Annotated in this window: 23 protein-coding genes; 7 read left to right on the plus strand and 16 right to left on the minus strand. The window is 73.1% G+C overall.

The features are described from left to right. Window positions 1-3: 3 nt before the first annotated feature. The 7 genes from hemB to ASG94_RS07280 form a co-directional block, all read right to left on the minus strand. Complete coding sequence (gene hemB / locus ASG94_RS07250) at window positions 4-1,011, minus strand: porphobilinogen synthase (protein ID WP_268788571.1); 1,008 nt, start codon at window positions 1,009-1,011, stop codon at window positions 4-6. Continuing rightward, window positions 1,008-2,666, minus strand: a complete 1,659-nt coding sequence (locus ASG94_RS07255) for a uroporphyrinogen-III synthase (protein ID WP_056925632.1) — start codon at window positions 2,664-2,666, stop codon at window positions 1,008-1,010. The genes hemB and ASG94_RS07255 overlap by 4 nt, the downstream gene beginning before the upstream one ends. After that, entirely contained in the window at window positions 2,663-3,601 is a 939-nt protein-coding gene (gene hemC / locus ASG94_RS07260) for a hydroxymethylbilane synthase (RefSeq protein ID WP_056925633.1), read from the minus strand. The genes ASG94_RS07255 and hemC overlap by 4 nt, the downstream gene beginning before the upstream one ends. Further along, on the minus strand, window positions 3,598-4,899 hold the full coding sequence (locus tag ASG94_RS07265; RefSeq protein ID WP_056925634.1) for a glutamyl-tRNA reductase: 1,302 nt from the start codon (window positions 4,897-4,899) through the stop codon (window positions 3,598-3,600). The genes hemC and ASG94_RS07265 overlap by 4 nt, the downstream gene beginning before the upstream one ends. After that, complete coding sequence (locus ASG94_RS07270) at window positions 4,896-5,612, minus strand: redox-sensing transcriptional repressor Rex (protein WP_056925635.1); 717 nt, start codon at window positions 5,610-5,612, stop codon at window positions 4,896-4,898. The genes ASG94_RS07265 and ASG94_RS07270 overlap by 4 nt, the downstream gene beginning before the upstream one ends. A 160-nt stretch (window positions 5,613-5,772) precedes the next feature. After that, on the minus strand, window positions 5,773-6,042 hold the full coding sequence (locus tag ASG94_RS07275; RefSeq protein ID WP_056925636.1) for a glutaredoxin family protein: 270 nt from the start codon (window positions 6,040-6,042) through the stop codon (window positions 5,773-5,775). Next, window positions 6,039-7,637, minus strand: a complete 1,599-nt coding sequence (locus ASG94_RS07280; RefSeq protein ID WP_056925637.1) for a class I adenylate-forming enzyme family protein — start codon at window positions 7,635-7,637, stop codon at window positions 6,039-6,041. Before ASG94_RS07280 ends, ASG94_RS07275 begins: the two co-directional genes overlap by 4 nt. Before the next feature lie 80 nt (window positions 7,638-7,717). Here ASG94_RS07280 and ASG94_RS07285 point away from each other — a divergent pair, with 80 nt between their 5' ends. The 3 genes from ASG94_RS07285 to ASG94_RS07295 all read left to right on the plus strand — a co-directional run bounded on the left by ASG94_RS07285 (window position 7,718) and on the right by ASG94_RS07295 (window position 10,947). Beyond that, window positions 7,718-8,602, plus strand: coding sequence for an HAD-IB family hydrolase (locus ASG94_RS07285; RefSeq protein ID WP_235537159.1), 885 nt, complete (start codon window positions 7,718-7,720; stop codon window positions 8,600-8,602). Between the two features lie 106 nt (window positions 8,603-8,708). Beyond that, complete coding sequence (locus ASG94_RS07290) at window positions 8,709-9,494, plus strand: sigma-70 family RNA polymerase sigma factor (RefSeq protein WP_056925638.1); 786 nt, start codon at window positions 8,709-8,711, stop codon at window positions 9,492-9,494. A 148-nt stretch (window positions 9,495-9,642) separates the two neighbouring features. Continuing rightward, on the plus strand, window positions 9,643-10,947 hold the full coding sequence (locus tag ASG94_RS07295) for a DUF5667 domain-containing protein (protein ID WP_056925639.1): 1,305 nt from the start codon (window positions 9,643-9,645) through the stop codon (window positions 10,945-10,947). A 49-nt stretch (window positions 10,948-10,996) separates the two neighbouring features. Here the strand turns inward: ASG94_RS07295 and ASG94_RS07300 are convergent, their stop codons facing one another. The 5 genes from ASG94_RS07300 to ASG94_RS07315 all read right to left on the minus strand — a co-directional run bounded on the left by ASG94_RS07300 (window position 10,997) and on the right by ASG94_RS07315 (window position 15,035). After that, window positions 10,997-12,154 carry a lysophospholipid acyltransferase family protein gene (locus ASG94_RS07300; protein ID WP_056926353.1) on the minus strand — a complete coding sequence of 386 codons (1,158 nt, stop codon included), beginning with the start codon at window positions 12,152-12,154 and terminating at the stop codon, window positions 10,997-10,999. Beyond that, complete coding sequence (locus ASG94_RS07305; RefSeq protein ID WP_056925640.1) at window positions 12,147-13,157, minus strand: NAD-dependent epimerase/dehydratase family protein; 1,011 nt, start codon at window positions 13,155-13,157, stop codon at window positions 12,147-12,149. The genes ASG94_RS07300 and ASG94_RS07305 overlap by 8 nt, the downstream gene beginning before the upstream one ends. Window positions 13,158-13,179: 22 nt before the next feature. Beyond that, window positions 13,180-13,281 carry a 30S ribosomal protein bS22 gene (locus ASG94_RS21295; protein WP_008356322.1) on the minus strand — a complete coding sequence of 34 codons (102 nt, stop codon included), beginning with the start codon at window positions 13,279-13,281 and terminating at the stop codon, window positions 13,180-13,182. Window positions 13,282-13,466: 185 nt separating this feature from the next. Beyond that, window positions 13,467-13,673, minus strand: coding sequence for a helix-turn-helix domain-containing protein (locus ASG94_RS07310; RefSeq protein WP_056925641.1), 207 nt, complete (start codon window positions 13,671-13,673; stop codon window positions 13,467-13,469). A gap of 183 nt (window positions 13,674-13,856) precedes the next feature. Next, window positions 13,857-15,035 carry an acetoin utilization protein AcuC gene (locus tag ASG94_RS07315; protein WP_056925642.1) on the minus strand — a complete coding sequence of 393 codons (1,179 nt, stop codon included), beginning with the start codon at window positions 15,033-15,035 and terminating at the stop codon, window positions 13,857-13,859. 140 nt (window positions 15,036-15,175) lie between these two features. Here ASG94_RS07315 and ASG94_RS07320 point away from each other — a divergent pair, with 140 nt between their 5' ends. Genes ASG94_RS07320 through ASG94_RS07335 form a run of 4 tightly spaced genes read left to right on the plus strand, consistent with a single transcriptional unit; the run spans window position 15,176 to window position 17,191 of the window. Beyond that, window positions 15,176-15,598: a hypothetical protein gene (locus ASG94_RS07320; RefSeq protein WP_056925643.1), complete on the plus strand. Its 423-nt coding sequence runs from the start codon at window positions 15,176-15,178 to the stop codon at window positions 15,596-15,598. 3 nt (window positions 15,599-15,601) lie between these two features. Continuing rightward, window positions 15,602-16,015, plus strand: a complete 414-nt coding sequence (locus ASG94_RS07325; RefSeq protein WP_056925644.1) for a hypothetical protein — start codon at window positions 15,602-15,604, stop codon at window positions 16,013-16,015. Further along, on the plus strand, window positions 15,981-16,655 hold the full coding sequence (locus tag ASG94_RS07330) for a TetR family transcriptional regulator (protein ID WP_235537160.1): 675 nt from the start codon (window positions 15,981-15,983) through the stop codon (window positions 16,653-16,655). Before ASG94_RS07325 ends, ASG94_RS07330 begins: the two co-directional genes overlap by 35 nt. A gap of 32 nt (window positions 16,656-16,687) precedes the next feature. Beyond that, window positions 16,688-17,191, plus strand: a complete 504-nt coding sequence (locus ASG94_RS07335; RefSeq protein WP_056925645.1) for a general stress protein — start codon at window positions 16,688-16,690, stop codon at window positions 17,189-17,191. 33 nt (window positions 17,192-17,224) lie between these two features. On the opposite strand, the gene proC is transcribed toward ASG94_RS07335, so the two are convergent. The 4 genes from proC to ASG94_RS07355 form a co-directional block, all read right to left on the minus strand. Further along, the gene (gene proC, locus ASG94_RS07340; protein ID WP_056925646.1) at window positions 17,225-18,028 is read right to left on the minus strand and encodes a pyrroline-5-carboxylate reductase; all 804 of its coding nucleotides are present in this window, start codon (window positions 18,026-18,028) and stop codon (window positions 17,225-17,227) included. 9 nt (window positions 18,029-18,037) lie between these two features. Continuing rightward, on the minus strand, window positions 18,038-18,973 hold the full coding sequence (locus ASG94_RS07345; RefSeq protein WP_235537161.1) for a proline dehydrogenase family protein: 936 nt from the start codon (window positions 18,971-18,973) through the stop codon (window positions 18,038-18,040). A gap of 454 nt (window positions 18,974-19,427) precedes the next feature. Next, complete coding sequence (locus tag ASG94_RS07350; protein ID WP_056925647.1) at window positions 19,428-20,165, minus strand: ABC transporter permease; 738 nt, start codon at window positions 20,163-20,165, stop codon at window positions 19,428-19,430. Continuing rightward, the gene (locus tag ASG94_RS07355) at window positions 20,162-20,866 is read right to left on the minus strand and encodes an ABC transporter ATP-binding protein (protein WP_056925648.1); all 705 of its coding nucleotides are present in this window, start codon (window positions 20,864-20,866) and stop codon (window positions 20,162-20,164) included. The genes ASG94_RS07350 and ASG94_RS07355 overlap by 4 nt, the downstream gene beginning before the upstream one ends. Between the last annotated feature and the right edge of the window lies 1 nt (window position 20,867).

The following is a 20,867-nucleotide window of genomic DNA, read 5'->3' on the forward strand; positions in this document are numbered from 1 at the left end:
CAGTCAGGGACGCAGGAGCCGCGCGGCCTCGGCCGCCCAGTAGGTGAGGATCACGTCCGCACCGGCCCGGTGGATCGAGGTCAGGGTCTCCAGGATGGCCGGCTCCCGGTCGATCCAGCCGTGGGCGGCGGCCGCCTCGACCATGGAGTACTCGCCGGAGATGTTGTAGGCAGCGACCGGGACGTCGACGGCGTCGCGGACCCGGCGGATGACGTCGAGGTAGGCCAGGGCCGGCTTGACCATGACGATGTCGGCACCCTCGGCGATGTCGAGCTGGGCCTCACGCACGCCCTCCAGGGCGTTGGGCGGGTCCTGCTGGTAGGTGCGCCGGTCGCCCTCGAGCGAGGAGTCGACGGCCTCGCGGAACGGGCCGTAGAAGGCCGACGCGTACTTCGCGGAGTAGGCCAGGATCGAGACGCCCTGGTGCTCGGCGGCGTCGAGCGCCTCGCGGACCACCCGCACCTGGCCGTCCATCATGCCGCTGGGACCGACCATGTCGACGCCGGCCTCGGCCTGGGCGCGGGCCATGTCGGCGTACGCAGCGAGCGTCTTGTCGTTGTCGACCTCGCCGTCGGTGGTCAGCAGGCCGCAGTGGCCGTGGTCGGTGAACTCGTCGAGGCACAGGTCGCTCATCACCGTGAGCCCCTCCCCCACCTCGGCCACGACGTCGTTGATGGCCAGGTTGAGGATGCCGGCGGGGTCGATGGCGCCCGACCCGGTCGCGTCCTTCTCGGAGGGGATGCCGAAGAGCATGACCCCGCCGAGCCCGAGCTCGGCCGCCTCGACGGCGGCCCGGCGCAGGGAGTCGCGGGTGTGCTGGACGACGCCCGGCATCGAGCCGATCGCCCGAGGCTCGTCGAGGTCCTCGCGCACGAACATCGGCAGCACCAGCTGCCGTGGCTCGACGGAGGTCTCGGCCACCATCCGGCGCAGCGCAGGGGTGCGGCGCAGGCGCCGCGGCCGGATCACCGGTCCGACGACGTCCGGCTGCTCCCCTGCGCCGGCGGTCACTTGGCCTGGACCTTGCGCCGTGCGGCGGGCTTGCGCTCGCTCGGCCGGGTGACGGGGTCACCGGCCTCCAGCATCGCGAGGCGGCGGGCCGCCCCGAAGTCGGCCAGCGCGTCGACCAGGACCTCCACGTCGGGCCTGGGCGAGAGGACGTCGACCCGCAGGCCGTGCTCCTCGGCCGTCTTGGCCGTGGCCGGACCGATGACCGCGATGATCGTCGAGGGGTGCGGCTTGCCGGCGATACCGACGAGGTTGCGCACCGTCGAGGACGAGGTGAAGACGACCGCGTCGAACTTGCCGGTCTTGATCGCGTCGCGGGTCGGCGCCGGCGGCGGGGTGGCCCGCACGGTCCGGTAGGCCGTCACGTCGTCGCACTCCCAGCCCAGGTCGACCAGGCCGGCGACGAGGTTCTCGGTGGCGATGTCCGCCCGCGGCAGGAACACCCGGTTGATGGGGTCCAGCACCTCGTCGTACGGCGGCCAGTCCTCGAGCAGGCCTGCGGCGGACTGCTCGCCGGAGGGCACCAGGTCGGCGCGCAGGCCCCAGGCGGCGATGGCCTGGGCGGTCTTGTCTCCGACCGCGGCGATCTTGAGGCCGGAGAAGGCACGGGCGTCCAGGCCGTACTCCTCGAACTTCTCCCGGACCGCCTTGACGGCGTTGACCGAGGTGAAGGCGATCCACTCGTAGCGGCCCTCGACCAGGCCGCGCACGGCCTTGTCCATCTGGAGCGGGTTGCGGGGCGGCTCCACCGAGATGGTGGGCACCTCCTCGGGGACGGCGCCGTACTCGCGCACGCGGCGCGAGAGCGAGCCGGCCTGCTCCTTGGTGCGCGGGACGAGCACGCGCCAGCCGAAGAGCGGCTTGGTCTCGAACCACGACAGCGTCTCGCGCAGGTCGACGACGTCGCCGATCACGATGATCGCCGGCGGGGCGACCCGGGCGGCCCGCACGTCGGCGGCCACGTCCGCGAGCGTGGAGATGAGCGTGGCCTGCTCGGTGGTGGTGCCGACGCGGGTCACCGCGACCGGGGTCGTCGCCGAGCGACCCGCCTCGAGGAGGGCGGCGGCGGTCTCGCCGATGGACCCGACGCCGGAGAGGAGCACCAGGGTGCGGTCGTCGGCGTACTGGCGCCAGTCGACCTTGTCGCCACAGGTGACGACGGCCATCTCCTTGTGGTTCTTGGTGGTCAGCGGGATGCCGGCGTAGGCGGGCACCGCGGAGACCGACGAGACGCCCGGCACGATCTCGAAGCCGACGCCGGCCTTGACGCAGGCCTGCGCCTCCTCGGGGCCGGAGGCGTAGAGGAACGGGTCACCGGTCATGAGGCGTACGACGCGCTGCTTCTTGCCGTGCTTGACCACCACCTTGGCGCGCGCGGCGTGGGTCAGCGGCTGGCCGTCCTCGCCGAAGCCACCGTCGACGAGCAGCGGGCCGACCGGCTCCTGGTCCTCGACCGGCTCGGGGAGACCGAGGAGCGTGCGGACCATGCCCACGTGCTCGGGCGACTCGGTGACGACCACGTCGGCGTCGCGGAGGAGCTCCACCGCGCGCACGGTCAACAGGCCGGGGTCGCCCGGACCACTGCCGACGAAGGACACCCATCCACGGGGCGCGGCGCCCGACGTGCTGGACGGGGACTGGCTCTGGCTACGAGTCATGCCTGCTGCTTCCTCACTGGTGCTTCCATCAGGTCTGCTGCGCCGTCCGCGAGCATGTCGCTCGCGAGGCGATGGCCGACGCCGGCGGCGTCGGCTACCGGTCCGGTGGCGCTCCTCCGGACCGAGAGGCCACCGTCGTGGGAGAGCGCGACCGCGCGCACCCACAGCTCGTCGCCGTCCTCCCCCTCCACGACCTCGGCGAGGGCGCCGAGGGGTGCGGAGCAACCGGCCTCGAGCGTGGCCAGCACGGCCCGCTCGGCGGTGACGGCCGCGCGGGTGGCGGCGTCGTCGAGCGCGGCGAGGCCGCGCGCGAGGTCGGTGTCGTCGGTGCGGCACTCGATCGCGAGCGCACCCTGCCCGGGGGCGGGGAGCATCTGCAGCGGGTCGAGCACCTCGGTGGCGTCGTCGAGGCGGCCGAGCCGGGCGAGCCCGGCGCGGGCCAGCAGCACGGCGTCGTACTCGCCGCTGGCGACCTTGCCGATGCGGGTGTCCACGTTGCCGCGGACCCCGGAGACGTCCAGGCCCAGGCCGAGGGCCTCGAGCTGCGCGGCGCGGCGGGGCGAACCGGTGCCGACGCGGCTGCCGTGCGGCAGCTCGCCGAGGGTCAGGCCGTCGCGGGCGACCACCACGTCGCGGGGGTCCTCGCGGACGGGTACGGCGGCCAGGGCGATGCCGTCGGCGGGTGCGGTGGGCAGGTCCTTGAGCGAGTGGACCGCCACGTCGACCTCACCACGCAGGAGCGCGTCGCGCAGGGCGCTGACGAACACCCCGGTGCCCCCGAGGGTCGCGAGGGGGGCGGCGTTGACGTCGCCCTCGGTGGTGATGGTCACGAGCTCCACTTCACGCCCCAGCCGCTGCCGAATCAAATCGGCGACGAGGCCCGACTGGGTGGTGGCGAGGGCGGAGGCCCGGGTGCCCAGGCGCAGGACCGTCATGGCGATCCCTCCCGCGAGATGCCCTCGGCGCGGGTGACCGCGTCGACGGCGTCGGGGTCGAGGGCGAAGAGCTCGGCCAGGGCGGCGGCGTAGGACACGGCGCCGTCCTCGTTGGCCAGCTCCTTGACCCGCACGGTGGGCTCGTGGAGCAGCTTGTCGGCGACCCGGCGCACTGTGTGCAGGACCTCGGCGCGGGTGGCGTCGTCCAGGCCGGGCAGGCGGGCGGCGAGGCGCTCCATCTCGCTGTCGACGACCGAGGTGGCCATCGAGCGCAGCGCGACGACGGTCGGGGTGACGCTCGCCTGCCGGCGGGCGGCGAGGAAGGCCGCGATCTCCTGGGCGACGATGGTGCGTACGTCGTCGACCCCACGGGCCGAGTCGGAGCCCTGGAGCTCCTCGGCCAGCGCGGCCAGGCCCAGCACGGTCACGCCGGGCAGCTCGGCCACGGCCGGGTCCACGTCGTGGGGCAGGGCGAGGTCGATGACGGCGAGCGGCGCGCTGGTCTGGGCGCGCGCCTCCTCGACCGCGCTGCGGCTGATGAGGACGCCGGCCGCGCCGGTGCAGGAGATCAGCACGTCGGCGCGCCCGATCTCCACGTCGAGGTCCACCAGCGACACCGGCCGGGCGGCGTACTCGGTGGCGAGCCGCTCGGCCCGGTCGGGCGTCCGGTTGACGACGGCCAGGTCGCTGGCGCCCATCCGGTGCACGGTCGCGGCCGCCAGCGAGGCCATCGAGCCGGCGCCGACGACGACGACCCGGCGCCCGGCCACCTGGCCGGGGATGCGCTCGAGGGCGGCGGTGACCAGCGACGGGGCGGTGCGATCGATGTCGGTCTCGGCCCGCGAGCGCTTGCCGACGCGCAGGGCCTGCTGGAAGAGCACGTTGAGGGCGGGACCGACGGTCCCGAGCTCCTGGCCCACCCGCAGCGCGTCGCGGGTCTGGCCCAGGATCTGTCCCTCGCCCACGACCATCGAGTCGAGGCCCGCGGCGACGTTGAAGAGGTGGGAGACGGCGCCGTCGTCGTAGTGGACGTACAGGTGCGGCACCAGCGCCTCGGTGGACTCGCCGGCACGCTCGACGAGCAGCCGCGAGACCTCCTCGATGCTGCCGTGGAACCGGTCGACGTCGGCGTAGATCTCCAGCCGGTTGCACGTCGAGATGACGGTCGCCTCGGTGACGTGCTCGCTGGCGACGACGTCGCTGATCAGCTTGGTCACCCCGCCGGCGTCGAGCGCGAGGCGCTCGAGCAGGGGCACGGGCGCGGAGCGGTGGGACACACCCACGACGAGGACGCTCATGCGGTCACCTCCCGGTCGTGGAGACGGTCGTCGAGCCCGTCGAGGTCGTCGGCCACGGTCGCGCCCGTCTTGCGCTGCACGTGGTAGGCGAGGATCTGCAGCTCGATGGACAGGTCGACCTTGCGGACGTCGACGCCGTCGGGGACCGCCAGCACGGTCGGCGCGAAGTTGAGGATGCTGGTGATCCCGGCGGACACCATGCGGTCGGCCACGTCCTGGGCCGCGACGGCCGGCGTGGCGATGACGCCGATGGCGACGCCCTGGTCCTCCACGATCTCCTCGAGGTCGTCGAAGGGCCGCACCTCGATGCCGGCGACGAGCTCGTCGTGGCGCTCGGGCGCGGCGTCGAGCAGCGCGACGACGCGGAAGCCACGACTCCGGAAGCCGGAGTAGTTGGCGAGGGCGTGCCCGAGGTTGCCGATGCCGACGATGACGACCGGCCAGTCCTGGGTCACGCCGATCTCGCGGGCGATCTGGTAGCGCAGGTACTCCACGTCGTAGCCGACGCCGCGGGTGCCGTAGCTGCCGAGGTGGGAGAGGTCCTTGCGGAGCTTGGCGGAGTTGACGCCCGTCGCGGCGGCGAGCTCCTCGCTGGAGCACGTCGCGGTCCCGGCCTCGGCGAGCCCGATGAGGGCCCGGAGGTAGACGGGCAGCCGCGCGACGGTGGCCTCGGGGATGTCCCGGGCGCTGTCGGTGGAAGTCCGTGCGGTCACTGCTCTTCTCTCCAGCCGACTCGATCCCGGGTGCTGGGGGACCCGGTCGAGGTCGAGCGGCGTTGTCACTGTAGGAGTTTGTGAACGGGAGAACAAACTTGACAACGACTGCGGCTAGCACATGTGAGCATCCCCACCCCGAGCGGGGTGCGGGGCGGGCTCAGGACCTCCGGAGAGCGGCCCGCAGCCGGTCCGGATCGACCCGCCAGAAGTCGTGCTGGCGACCGTCGACGAGGGTCACCGGGATCTCCTCGGAGTAGCGGGCGAGCAGGGCGGGGTCCTCGTCGACGTCCACCTCGACGTACGACTCCCCCAGCTCCGCGCAGACCGCCTCGATGACGGCCCGGGCGTCGTCGCACAGGTGGCACCCGACCCGGCCGTAGAGCGTCACCCGCGGTCCGGCCGGCGGCAGCGTGCCGGGCTCGCTCACTCGAGCAGCCCCAGCGCGCGCCGGCGCTCCAGGCCGCGCAGGCGACCCTTCTGCACCTTGCCGGTGACGGTGAGGGGCAGCTCGTCGACGACCTCGATGCGCGTGGGCCGCTTGAAGCGGGCCAGGCGTACGGCGGCGTGGTCGGCCACCGCGGCCTCGGTGGCCCCCGCGTCGGCGCCCGGCGCCACGACGTACGCGACGACCGCCTCGCCGGTCGCTGCGTCCTCGACGCCGATGACCGCCGCGTCGAGGACGCCCGGCACCTCGCGCAGCACCTCCTCGACCTCCGTCGGGTAGACGTTGAAGCCGCTCACGATGACCAGCTCCTTGACCCGGTCGACGAGGAACAGGTCGCCGGTCGGGTCGAGGAAGCCCACGTCGCCCGTCGCCCACCACCCGTCGGCGTCCACGCCGCCGGAGCCGTCGGGCCAGTAGCCGCTGAACAGGTTGGCGCCCCGCACCTGGATCTCACCCGGGTCCTCGCCCCCGAGCACCCGCCCGGTCTCGTCGACCAGCCGGATGTCGATGCCGGGCAGGGCCGCGCCGACGGAGCCGGACTGCTGCGTCCGGCTGCACAGGGTGCTGGTGACCACGGGCGCGGCCTCGGTCAGGCCGTAGCCCTGGTGGACGGGGATGCCGGTGGCCTCGGTGAAGGCGTCGACCACCTCGGCGGCCAGCGGAGCCGAGCCGGAGAGCACGAGCCGCACCGGCCCCAACCGCTCGGCGAGGTGCTCGAGCGGCAGCCAGTGGCCGAACACCGGCGGCGCGACCGGCAGCACGCTGCAGGCCTCGTCCTCGACGATGTCGAGCACGCTGACCGGGTCCCACCGCTCGACCAGCAGGAGCTTGGCCCGGTGGCGCAGCACGCCGCCGAGGACGGCGTTGAGCCCGTAGACATGGAAGAGCGGGAGCACCCCGAGCACCACGTCGTCGCCGTGGATCATCTTCGGCTCGACGCCCGCGACCTGCTCGATGTTGGCGAGGAGCGCGCGGTGGGTGAGCATCGCGCCGCGCGGTCGGCCCGACGTACCGCTCGTGTAGAGCAGGGCGGCCAGCTTCTCGGGGTCCTGCAGCGGCGGGACGGGCCGCGCCTCGCCGGAGACCAGGTCGTCGTAGCCGATCTCCCCGGCGCCCCGTCCGTCGCCGACCGCCACGACGCGAGGTCGGACGGCGCGCGAGACCAGGTCGACGTCGAGCGTCGACGCGTCGCCGTCGAGCGCGGCCTCGACCAGTGCCACCGCCGCGCGGACCGCGGCCAGCGCCTCGGCGTCGGCCACGACGAGGCGCGAGCCCGAGTCAGCGATCATCCGGGCCAGCTCGTCGGCGGTGGAGCGGGGGTTGACCGGCACCGCGACGACCTGGGCCCTCAGCACGCCGAGGTAGCTGGTCACGAACTCCAGCCGGTTGCCCACCGCGATCATCACCCGGTGCCCGGCCAGGACGCCGAGGCGTCCCAGCCCGGTGGCGCAGCGGGCGACGTCGGCCTCCAGCTCGCCCCAGGTGACCGCGCGGCCGCCGGACTCGACCACGGCGAGGCGATCGGGCGAGGCCTGCGCGGCCTCGGCGACCAGGTCCGCAAGGTCTCTCGACGACATGCCTCGATCCTTCCACACCCGGGTGCGACGCCCGGGCCGTTCGGCCCGTCGACCGCCGCCGGCGGGACTACCCTGAGCGCGTGACGCCGCCCGACCGCCCCCACCGCCTCAACCTGCAGCAGCGCTCGACGATGGCCGGGGAGGCGGCGGCAGCGGCCGCCGAGGTGGAGACTGCCCTCGACACCCCGGTCGACCCGACCGCCGCGGCGTTCTTCGACGTGGACAACACGATCATGCAGGGCGCCAGCATCTTCCACCTCGCCCGTGGCCTGCACCGCCGCGAGTTCTTCACCACCCGCGAGATCCTCGGCGCCGCGTGGAAGCAGGCCTACTTCCGCATGGTGGGCGTCGAGGACCCCGAGCACGTCGCCGACGCACGCAGCTCCGCGCTGTCCTTCATCTCCGGTCACACCGTCACCGAGCTGGAGTCGCTGGTCGAGGAGATCTTCGACGAGGGCATGGCGCACCGGATCTGGCCCGGCACCCGGGCGCTGGCCCAGATGCACCTCGACCAGGGCCAGCGGGTCTGGCTGGTCACGGCCGCCCCGATCGAGATCGCCCGCATCATCGCCCGCCGCCTCGGCCTCACCGGCGCGCTCGGCACGGTCGCCGAGCACGAGGACGGCGTCTACACCGGCCGGCTCGTGGGCGACATGCTGCACGGCCCGGCCAAGGCCGAGGCCATCAAGGCCCTCGCCGTCCGCGAGGGGCTCGACCTGAGCCGCTGCTCGGCGTACTCCGACTCGGCCAACGACCTCCCGATGCTCTCCCTGGTGGGGGACGCCTGCGCCGTCAACCCCGACGCCCGCCTGCGCCACCACGCGCGGCAGCAGGGCTGGCGGGTCCGCGACTACCGCACGGGCCGCAAGGCGGCCCGCGCCGGGTTCGTGGCCGCGGCAGCGGCCGGAGCCGTCGGCGGGGCGCTCGCCGCGGGCGCCACGGTGCGGGGCCGGCGTCACCACTGAGCCGTCCGACCCGCGGCCCGAGCAGGGCATTCCCAAGCACGTCGGCTCCACCTACTCTGTGGTAGGTCCCGGCAGGGACCGACTGGGGAGGGTCGTCGAGAACGTCATGCGGAGTCACACCGACATCGAGCGGGGACTCGACGCGCTGCGGCGCGCCGTGCTCCTCGCCCTCGTCGTGCCCGCGCGACCGGTCGCCCCCGCGGGAGCGCTCCTCGCCGAGGCGCACACGTCCGTGGGCGGTGGCGGCCAGGGCGGACAGCGCGACGACGCCCGGGGCTCGGGGCGCGACCCGTACGGCGACGCCGACCAGGCGACCTCCTCGGAGGAGGACGAGGCCGACCGCAGCCGGCTCATCGCCCTCGTCGAGCTGGCCCGGGGCGGCGACACGGAGGCCTTCGGCCTGCTCTACGACCACTACCAGCCCGCGGTCTACCGGTTCCTCTACTACCGGACCCGCTCGGTGACCCTGGCCGAGGACCTCACCTCGGAGACGTTCTTCCGGGCGCTGCGCAGCATGAACAACTTCCGCTGGCAGGGCCGCGACCTCGGCGCCTGGCTGATGACCATCGCGCGCAACCTCACCACCGACCACTTCAAGGCGGGCCGCACCCGCCTGGAGCTGACCACGGAGGACATGAGCCTCCACGACGACGCCACCGACGGCCCCGAGGACGCCGTGCTGGAGAGCCTCACCAACGAGATCCTCCTCGAGGCCCTCGCCGAGCTGCCGACCGAGCAGCGCGAGTGCATCATCATGCGGTTCCTCCAGGGCATGAGCATCGCGGAGACGGCGCTGGCCCTGGAGCGCAGCGAGGGTGCCGTCAAGCAGCTGCAGCTGCGCGGCGTACGCAACCTCGCCAAGCTCATGCCCGAGGGGATGCGCGACCGATGACGACCGCGTGCCTGTCCCGCCCGCGCCCCGCGCTGTTCGGTGCCTCATACGGCGTAACCTCCCGCGCCGACTCGTCGTTGCGCGAGGTGGAGGGGCACCGCACGGGGGAACCGCGCGGCACCGAGCACGAGACGCAAGGACGGACGCGATGACTGTGCCCTTCTCGGGACGACGCCGAGCGGAGGAGTTCGACGCCCTGCTGGCCAGGCGCGCCGGGCCGGGGGACGGCCCACCCCTCACCGAGCGCGACGCCGAGCGGTTCGCCGACCTCCTGGCGGTGGTGGACGACCTGCGCGGGGTCCCCGAGGTCGTTGCGCGCCCCGAGTTCACCGCTGCCCTGCGCGAGCGGCTGATGGCCGAGGCGGACACCGCCCTGGTGGCCGGCCCGGCCCGCGCTCGCGAGGACGAAGCCCGGCTCGTGCTGCCGCCGCGGGCCCGGACACGGGACCGCCGGCTCGCCGCGCTGCTCGGTGGTGCCGCCCTGATCGGTGCCACCTCGTCGATGGCGGTGGCCGCGCAGACCGCCCTGCCGGGCGACTCGCTCTACCCCGTCAAGCGGGCGATCGAGGACGCGCGCACGGACCTCTCCTCCGGTGACGCGGACAAGGGCGCCCGGCTGCTGGCCAGTGCCCGCGGCCGCCTCGACGAGGTCGACGAGCTCGCTCGCACCGACTCCCCGACCCGCGACGCGGCGGTGGCCGACACGCTCGTGCTGTTCGACGAGCAGGCGACCTCGGCCTCCGGGCTGCTCCTCGACGCGTACGCCGCCTCGGGCGACGAACAGGTCATCACCTCGCTGCGGACCTTCACCGCCGACAGCCTCGACCGACTGGCCGCGCTCGAGCCGGTCGTGCCCGAGTCCGCGCGCGACGAGCTCGTCGCCGCCGGCAGCTCCCTGGCGGCGATGGACGCCCGGGCGGCGAGCGCGTGCCCGGCCTGCGCCGGCGGGGTCGGCACCCTCCCACCCTTCCTCCTGTCCGCCTCCGCGCCGGGACAGGACGTCGGGACGGTGCTCAGCGCCTCGTCCGCCTCGATCATCGACCGCGGGCGCACCGGCCAGCCGGCGATCCCGACCACCATCTCCGGGCAGGACGTGGGTGGCATCGTCGTCCCGGACCTGGACACGACGCTGGGCGGTGGCACGCCCGACGGCACGACCGGCGGGGCCACCACCGGCGTTCCCGGCACCCCCGGCGGAACCGGGGGCCCCGGGAACGGCCCCGCGGAGGAGACCGTCAAGGGCACGGTCAAGGGCACCGTCGACACCACCGTGAAGGGCGTCGACGACGTCACCAAGCTGCTCACCGGTGACGTGCCGGCCCTCGTCGACGAGGTGCCCGTCGTGGGACCGGTCGTGGGACCCGTGGTCGACGGCGTCGTGGGCGGTGTCGGCGGAGCCGTGGACGGGGCGGGCGACGGCCTCGACCAGACCACGGACTCCTTGCTGGACTGAGCGACCCGGCAGCCGCAGGTCGCGCCGCACAGGGGTCGTCAGCCCCGGGTCAGCGGAAGACGCTCTCGCGGTCCCGCAGCAGCGTGTAGAGGGTCTGCTGGATGGTCTCGCGCACCTGGTCGGTGACGTCGAAGACCAGCATCGGGTCCTCGGCCTCCACGGCGTCGTACTCGTCGGTGCGGATCGGCTCACCGAACTCCAGCAGCCACTTGGACGGCAGCGGCACCATGCCGAGCGGGCCCAGCAGCGGGAAGGTCGGGGTGATCGGGATGTAGGGCATGCCGAGCAGGCGGGCCAGGTTGGGCAGGTTGCCCACCATGGGGTAGATCTCCTCGGCGCCCACGACCGACAGCGGCACGATGGGCACGCCGGTGCGCAACGCGGCCGACACGAAGCCCCCGCGCCCGAAGCGCTGCAGCTTGTAGCGCTCGCCGAACGGCTTGCCGATCCCCTTGAAGCCCTCGGGCCAGACCCCGACGAGCTCGCCGCCCGAGAGCATCCGCTCGGCGTCCTCGCTGCACGCCAGCGTGGCGCCACCCTTGCGGGCCAGGCTGCTGACGACCGGCAGCTTGAAGACCAGGTCGGCGCCCAGCGGGCGCAGGAAGCGCCCCGTGGTGTCGTGGACCGCGACCATGGTCATGAGGCCGTCGACCGGCACCGTGCCGGAGTGGTTGGACACGACCAGGGCCCCGCCGGTGGCGGGGATGTTGTCGGCACCGCGTACCTCGACGCGGAACCACTTGTCCGCGATCGGACGCAGCGCCGCCATGAAGAAGCGCTCGGTGAGCTCGGCGTCGAAGCCGTACTCGTCGACGGTGTAGTCGCCCGAGAGCCGGCGCCGCAGGAAGGCCATCAGCTCGGCCAACCGCCGCTCCCACTGCTCGCCGAACAGCTCGACGGCCGCGTGCTGGAAGGCGTGCAGCCAGTCGCCGACCGGGATGCCGGCCAACGGGTGGCGCTCCTCGGTGGTGGTGGAGGGCCGCGTCGCGGCGGGCTGCTCGGCGGCCTCGGCCGGCTCGTCGAGGGGGACCGGGGCGGGACGGGCGGCCTTCACCGGGGTCGGCCGGGTGGGCTTGCGAGGCGACGGGGCCAGGTTGCGGGCGGCCGCGGAGGGACGCTTCTTGCCGGTCCCGCGACCGGGACGACCCGACGTACCGATCGGGACCACGTCGGCCCCCTCGGGGCGGGGACGCTCGGACTCAGCCACGGGCACCCCCGGAGGCGACGCGGGCCGGGGGCGGCTCGGGCGGGACGCGCCGGGGAGCCCCGAGCGAGGCACCGAAGTCGGCGAACGCCGATGCGGTGCTGAAGCGCGGCTCGAAGCCGAGCTCGGTGCGCATCCGGGTGGTGTCCACGCCCCGACCGTAGGTCAGGAAGCCCAGCTGCTCGGGCGAGAAGTCCGCCACCCGGGCCTGGCGCAGCGTGGAGCCGAGGCGGCCGACCGCGACTCCCGGCAGCGCGACCGACGGCTTGCCGAGTCGGCGGACCGCCTGGGAGAGCAGCAGCATCCCGTCGCCCGCCACGTTGAAGGTGCCGGGCGCGCCCGCGACGACCGCGTGCCTCAGCACGTCGAGGAGGTCGTCCTCGTGCAGGAACTGCAGGCGCGGGTCGAAGCCCAGCACCCGCGGGACCACCGGCAACCGGAAGTAGCTGGTGATCGGGCTGCTCACGTGCGGTCCGATGACGTTGGCGGCGCGGATCATCGTCACCGCGACGTCGGGGCGGCGGCGCGCGAAGCCGCGGACGTAGCCCTCGACCTCGTAGACGTCCTTGGCGTAGCCGGAGCTCGGGAGCCGCTTGGGCCCCATCTCCTCGGTGAACATCGCGGGGTCGCGCGAGGACGCGCCGTAGACCGTGGTGGTGGACTTGACGACCACCCGTTCCACGCCGGGGCTCTTCTGGCATGCAGCGAGCAGCTGCATGGTGCCCATGACGTTGAGCTCCTTCATGGTGTTGCGCCCCCCGGCCGAGCCGGGGGTCGCGATGACACTCATGTGCACGACGGTGTCGACGTCCTCCTTGGCGAGGACCTTGGCGATGACCGGCGTGCGGATGTCGGCGCGCACGAAGGAGACGTCTCCGATGTCACCGCGAGGGGGGACGACGTCGACGCCGATGACCCGGTCGATGGACGGGTCGCTGGCGGCCGAGCGCGCGAAGCGCCGGCCGATGTCACGGGAGATCCCCGTGACCAGCACGACCCGTCCCATGACGGAGCCCCCGGTCCGTGGCCTACTTGCCGAGCTTGCGACGCTGGACGCGCGTCTTCTTCAGCAGCTTGCGGTGCTTCTTCTTGGCCATGCGCTTGCGCCGCTTCTTGATGACAGAACCCACAGGGAAACCTTTCACGTGCGTCGCACGAGCACTCCTGCGCACGTGCGGCGCGCAGGCAGGTGCCCGCGCGACCCTGTACAGCCTACTGGCCGCACCGGACGGTGGAGAATCGAGTGGCCGGGATCGCACCCGGCACCGCCCCGGCGACTGCCGGGACGGGTACGGCGACCTGGCCGGGACCAGGCTCAGCCGGCGTTGTAGAAGCTCTTGCGCAGGTACTCGTTGACGTCGTCCTCGGTCACCCGGAAGGAGCGACCGACGCGGACAGCAGGGAGCTCGCCGCCGTGGACGAGCCGGTAGACGGTCATCTTCGAGACGCGCATCTTCGCAGCGACCTCGGCGATCGTGAGGAACACGACGTCCGACATGTCGCCGTTGGAGTTGGGGGCCATGGTGCACCGATCTTTCTGTGCGGCACGGCACCGGCTTCCCCACCGGTGTCACAGTCGTGGCGCTTCTCGCTGACTGTAGGGCCTCGTGTGACCGGTGGGGAAGGGGTTGCTGCTGAAACTTGTGGGACCAACGGCGTGTCGGGTTGATTTTGCCTCTGCTGCTGCGTGGCGCGGGGTGCCGACCTAGGGGTAGGGGTCGAGTCCGTGCAGCGGGAAGACCTCGGTCCGGGTCGCCATGATCGCGCGGTCCAGCCAGGTCTCCGGGTCGTAGCCGTCGGCCCAGTCGCGGTAGGCGGGGGTCCGCCCGTCGGTCATCCGGTGCGGGGGCGTGCGGTCGAGCATCTCGGTGACGTAGGCCCGCCAGCGAGGTGGTGTGGGCGTCTCGGGCGCGAGGGGGTGGCCGCCGACGATGGCGAGCAGGTGCGTCCAGGCCCGCGGGACGACGTCCACCAGTGCGTAGCCGCCCCCACCGGTCGCCACCCACCGACCGCCGGCGACCTCGTGGGCCAGCTCGTGGAGTGCGACGTACGCCGCCCGCTGGCCGTCGACGGTGAGCATCAGGTGGGCGAGCGGGTCCTCCATGTGGGAGTCGCATCCGTGCTGGGTCACCAGCACCTCGGGCTCCCACGCGCGCAGGACCGGAGGCACCACGGCGTGGAAGGCACGCAGCCAGCCGGCGTCGGCGGTGCCGGGTGGCAGGGCGACGTTGACCGCGGTCCCCTCGGCCCCGGGCCCGCCGCTGTCGGAGGGGAAGCCGGTCCCGGGGAAGAGCATCTGCCCGGTCTCGTGCAGGGAGATGGTCAGCACCCGCGGATCGTCGTAGAAGATCCGCTCCACCCCGTCGCCGTGGTGGACGTCGACGTCGACGTAGGCGACGCGATCGTGGCCCTGGTCGAGCAGGCTCTGGATGCCGACGGCGACGTCGTTGTAGATGCAGAACCCGGAGGAGCGGTCGGCCATCGCGTGGTGGAGCCCACCGGCGATGCTCGCGCTGTGCAGCGACTCCCCGCTGGCCACCTGCCGGCAGGCCTCGACGGTCGCGCCGACGACGTGGGCCGCGGCCGTGTGCATGTCGGGGAAGACGGGGTCGTCGTCGGTGCCGAGCCCGTGGTCGGGATCCTCCCCACCCTCGGTGCCACACCGTGTCACCGCCGCGATGAGGCTGCGGTCGTGGACCGTGGCGATGAGGTCGTCGTCCGCCACCGGCGCCTCCACCATGCGCAGGCGCTCGAGCACGCCGAGCTCCTCGGCGAGACGCATCGTGAGGTCGACGCGCACCGGGGACATCGGGTGACCGGGCCCGAAGTCGTACTCCGTCAGGCTCTTGTCGAAGACGACGGACGCGGGGCCGGGGCACTCCATGTGACGGACGCTACCCGCAACCCCGCCGCAGGACCGGCGCCGACCGCGGCGCGCCCACCCCGACCCGCACTTGAACATGTTCAAGAAGAGGGCTAGCGTGCGTCTCACCTACTTTTTGAACACGTTCAACAGGAGTCGTCATGGACTGGACCGCCCTCACCTACCTCAGCTACCTCGTCGTCACCGTGCCGCTCACCGTCTGGGTGGCGCGGACCCTTTCGCGCAACGGACGGGTCTTCCTCACCGACGTCCTCGGCGAGGACGGCCTCGCGGACGCGGTCAACACGCTGCTGGTCGTCGGCTTCTACCTGCTCAACGTCGGGTTCGTGCTCCTCTACCTGCGCACCGGCACCACCGTCGTGAACCTCACCCAGATGATCGAGGTCGTCAGCCTCAAGGTCGGGGTCGTGATGGTCGTGCTCGGGCTGCTGCACTTCTGCAACGTGTACGTCTTCAACTCCATCCGGCGTCGTGCACGGCTCGAGACGTTGCGGACCCCTCCCCTGCCCCCGCAGCGCTACACCCCGACCGTCGGCCCGGACGCCGCGGCGTACCCGGCCTGAGCCGTGCGCCTCACCGTCCTGACCGACCCGGGCTGCCCGCTGTGCCGCGCCTTCGGGGGGTGGCTCGGCGCCCAGCCCTGCCTGGTGCCGCTCGACCTGGTGCCGGCCGGGTCGCCCGCGGCCCGCGCACTCTTCCCCGCGCTCGACCACGAGCGCACCCTGGCGGAGGTCACCGTCGTCTCCGACGAGGGTGCGGTGTGGACCGGGGCCCACGCCTGGGTGATGTGCCTGTGGGCCACCGCCTCGCACCGGGCGCTGGCCGAGACGCTGGCGCAGCCGTCGCGGCTGCCGCTGGCCAAGGGCGCGGCGTACCTCGCGGCGGGCATCCGCAACGCCACCACGGCCCGGCTCACGGCCGGAGGGGGTGACTACCCTGACGACTGTGCCGGATCCTGCTCCCCGCTCCCCCAAGGCTGAGCAGACCCGCCGGGCCATCGTCGAGGCGTCGATGCGGCTGTTCCGCAGCAAGGGCTTCGACGGCACCACCATGCGTGGGATCGCCGACGAGGCGGGCGTCTCGCTCGGCAGCGCCTACTACTACTTCGCCGGCAAGGAGCACCTGATCCAGGCCTTCTACGGCCAGATGCAGGAGGCCCACCTCGCGGCCGCGGCGCAGGCGCTGACGGGGACGACGGCGTTCGCCGACCGGCTCGAGGGAGTGCTCGCCGCGTGGGTGGAGGTCGCCGAGCCGTACCACGAGTTCGCGGGCACGTTCTTCAAGAACGCCGCCGAGCCGACCAGCCCGCTCTCCCCGTTCTCCCCGGAGTCGAGCGGCGCCCGGGAGGCCAGCATCGCGATCTTCCGGGAGGTCCTCGACGGGTCGGACCTCAAGGTCACTCCCGCGCTGCGCCCCCACCTGCCCGAGCTGTTGTGGCTGCTCCACATGGGCATGGTGCTCTTCTGGGTGTACGACGCCAGCGACGGTCGCCGTCGTACCCTCGCGCTCGCGCACGGCGTCGCCCCGCTCGTCGACAAGCTCGGCCGGCTCTCCCGGGTGCCGGTCGTGCGCGGAGCGGTCACCGACCTCGTCTCCCTGCTGGAGTCACTCAGGGCCTGAGCGGGCTGCGGGCGGGGTGCAAGACTCGGGCCATGGACACCACCGGCACCCGCAGCACCGGCCTCGACCTGGCCTACCCGCAGTCGCTGGCGGTCTACGACACCTACGAGCAGGCGCAGCGGGCCGTCGACCACCTCTCCGACGAGGAGTTCCCGGTCGAGAACCTGCTGATCGTCGGCACCGACCTCAAGCGGATCGAGCGTGTCACCGGTCGCCTCACCTGGGGTCGCGTCGCCCTGGCCAGCGCGGTGTCGGGGCTGTGGTTCGGCGTCTTCGTGGGCCTGATCATCGCGCTGTGGGTCGACGGCGACCTGCTCGGCATCCTGCTGTCGACGGCGGCGTTCGGCGCGCTCTTCGGCCTCGTGTGGGGCCTGCTGGGGTACGCCGCCACCCGCGGGCGCCGCGACTTCAGCTCGGTGACCGCTGTGGTCGCCACCCGCTACGAGGTGCTCGTCGAGCACAAGCACCGCGAGGCCGCGCACGCCATCCTGGCCGCGACGCCGGGCCTGCTGCCCGACCCGCACGCGGCGGGCTGAGGCCCTCCCGCCCCGGCCCGTCGGGGCTGCGGCTCAGGAGCCCTCGGCGAGCTCGCGCGAGCGGTCCCGCGCGGCTTCCATGGCGGCGAGGAACGCGGCCCGCACCTTGTGCACCTCGAGCTCGCGCAGCGCCGAGGCCGTCGTGCCTCCCGGCGAGGTGACCTGCTCGCGCAGCACGACCGGGTGGGTGCCCGTCTCGCGCAGCATCGTCGCGGAGCCGTAGAGCGTCTGGATGACCAGCTCGGTCGAGGTCGCGCGCGGCAGGCCGAGGTGCACGCCCGCCTCGATCATCGACTCGACGACGAAGAAGATGTACGCCGGGCCCGAGCCGCTGATCGCGGTGACCGCGTCCATCTGCCGCTCCGGGATGCGCATCACCTTGCCGGTCGAGGCCATCAGCGACTCCGCCTCGGCCAGGTGCCCGTCGTCGCAGTGCGAGCCGGGCGAGATCGCGGCCATCCCCTCGTCGACCAGCGCCGGCGTGTTGGGCATGACCCGCACGACGGCGACGCCCTCGGGCACGCGGGACTCGATGAAGGAGGTGGTGATGCCCGCCGCGAGGCTGACGAGCAGCTGGCCGGGACGCAGCTCGGCGGCGATCTCGTCGAGGACGGCCGCCATGTCCTGGGGCTTGACGACCAGCGCGACCGTGTCGGCCTTGCGGGCGGCCTCGGCGTTGGAGACCACCGCGACGCCGTACTGCTCCTCGAGCTCGCGGGCCCGCTCGGGCCGCTTCTCACCGACCAGCAGGTTGTCGACCCGGCGACCGGCGCGGACCAGCCCCGAGAGCAGGGTCTCGCCCATGACGCCGGCGCCGATGATCGCGGTCTGGGGCATCGCGGGGGCCTACTTCTTGGAGATCAGCGAACGGGCGAAGAACGACAGGTTCTGCGGGCGCTCGGCAAGGCGCCGCATGAGGTAGCCGTACCACTCCTGGCCGTAGGGGATGTAGACGCGCACGGTCTCGCCGGTGGCGGCGAGGCGCTTCTGCTCCTCGGGGCGGATGCCGTACAGCATCTGGAACTCGTAGGTGCCCGGCGTGCGGCCGTAGCGGCTCGCCAGCGACGACGCGATCTGCACCATCCGCGGGTCGTGGCTGGCGATCATCGGGTAGCCCTGGCCGGCCAGCAGCACCTTGAGGCAGCGGACGTAGGACTTGTCGATGTCGAGCTTGTCCTGGAAGGCGACCGACTCGGGCTCGTGGTAGGCGCCCTTGCACAGGCGCACGCGCGAGCCCTCGTAGGCGAGCGCCCGGCAGTCGGCCTCGGTGCGGTGCAGCATCGCCTGGAGGACGGCCCCGGTCTCGGGGAAGTCCTTGCGCAGCTCGCGCAGGATGCCCAGCGTCGAGTCGGTGGTGGTGTGGTCCTCCATGTCGAGGGTGACCGTGGTGCCGGCGTTGCGGGCGGCACGGCAGATCTCGCGAGCGTTCTCCAGCGCGATCTTCTCGCCGTTGTCCGGCAGGGCCTGGCCGACGGCGCTGAGCTTGACGCTGACCTCGGCCTTCGCGGCGAGGCCGCGGCGGGCCAGCTCGGCCAGCACGTCCTTGTAGGCCGCGACCGTGGCGTCGGCCTGGGCGACGTCGAGGGTGTCCTCGCCGAGGAAGTCCAGGGTCACGTGGAGGCCGTCACCGACCAGTCCGTCGGTCGCCGTGACGGCGGCGTCGGTGGACTCACCCGGGACGTAGCTGGTGACGATGCCCGACGAGACGGGCATGGTGCTGACGAGCTTCTTGACCTGCTCGCTCTTGGCGAGCAGCAGGATCGGCTGACGGAGCAGAGACATGTCGCACAGGTTACGCCGCCCCGCCCCGGAGGGCCTCCTCCGGACGGGCCTGCTGCTCGCGCGCGGTCGGGGTCGCGGGTCCATCGGGGGGCCTGGGCCAGGGTGGCGGCACATCGCGGGGGCTCGGGCCAGGGTGGCGGCACATCACGGACCCCCGGGCCAGGGTGGCGGCACATCGCGGGCGCTCGGGCCAGGGTGGCGGCACATCACGGACTCCGGGGCCAGGGTGGCGGCACATCGCCGGCCCCCGCCTCAAGGTGGCGGCACATCACGGACCCCCGGGCCAAGGTGGCGGCACATCGCGGACCCCGCGCGGGATCGGCGCGATCTGCCGCCACCCTGGAGGCGCACCCACGAGAGCCAGCCCCGACTGGCGGCGTACGACGTCGCGCCGGGCCCTCGGGATGTCACGCGCCGCCAGTTGCTCGCCGCCAGTTGCGGCGGGCGCGAGCCGTCAAGGGGTACGCCGCCGCAGCGTCGCCGCGCCGAGGGCCAGGCCGGCCAGGGCGAAGGCGAGCACGACCGAGACGTCAGCCCAGACACTGGCCTGGTCGGCGGTGCCGACGAGCTCCTGCATGGCGTCGACGGCGTACGAGAGCGGCAGGACGTTGCTGAGGGCGCTGAGGACAGCGGGCAGCTCGTCGCGGGCGACGAAGAGCCCGCACAGCAGCAGCTGTGGGACCACGAAGGCCGGCATGAACTGCACGGCCTGGAACTCGGTGTCGGCGAACGCGCTGACCAGCAGTCCCAGCGCGGTGCCCAGCACGGCGTCGACGACGGCCACCACCCCCAGCAGCCACACGGGACCGTTGACGTCGAGCCCCAGGAGCCCGACGCTCACCGCGACCGCCAGCGCCGACTGGACGGCGGCCAGGACCCCGAAGGCCAGGGCGTAGCCGAGAAGGAAGTCGAGCTTGCCCATCGGCATGGAGAGCAGCCGCTCGAGGGTTCCGCTGCCGCGCTCGCGCAGCGTGGTCACGCTGGTCACGAGGAACATCACCGTGAAGGGGAAGATGGCCAGCAGCGCGGGACCGAAGCCGTCGAAGGCGTTGCCCGGCAGGTCCGCGAACATCCACCACAGCAGGCTCATCAACAGGCACGGCAGCACCAGCAGCATCGCCAGCGTGCGGTGGTCGCGGCGGACCTGCCGCAGCACCCGACCGGCGACGGCGAGCGTCACCCGGGCGCTCATGCCGGGGCCTCGACGATCTGGAGGAAGGCCGCCTCGATGTCCCGCGCGCTCCCCCGGATCGCGTCGGGGGTGCCGTCGGCGATGATCCGGCCCTCGCGCATGAGCAGCAGGCGGTCGCACCGGTCCGCCTCGTCCATGACGTGGCTGGAGACGAGCACCGCCTTGCCCCGGTCGGCCAGCCGGTGGAAGAGGCGCCACAGGTCACGGCGCAGTACCGGGTCGAGACCGACCGTGGGCTCGTCGAGGACCAGCACGTCGGGGTCGCCCAGCAGCGCGACGGCGAGGCTGGCCCGGCTGCGCTGCCCGCCGCTCAGGTTGCCCACCACCTGGTCCCGCTGCTCGCCGAGGTCGACGGCAGCGACCGCGGCGTCCACCTCGCCCCGTAGGACGCCGAGGACCCGGGCGAAGAAGCGGAGGTTCTCGGCGACGGTGAGGTCGTCGTACACGCTGGCGGCCTGGGTGACGTAGCCGACGCGGTCGCGCAACCCGCGGTCGCCGGCCGGCAGGCCGAGGACCTCGACGGCACCGGACCGGATGCGCTGCACGCCGACCACGGATCGCAGCAGGGTGGACTTGCCGCAGCCGCTGGGCCCCAGCAGCCCGGTGACGCCGGCGGCGACACCCAGCGTGAGGCCCGGGATCACGGTGCGGTCGCCACGGACGACGACGAGGTCCCGGAGCTCGATGACGTTATTCATCATG

It is taken from the genome of Nocardioides sp. Soil805 (assembly GCF_001429625.1).
Classification (GTDB): Bacteria; Actinomycetota; Actinomycetes; order Propionibacteriales; family Nocardioidaceae; genus Nocardioides.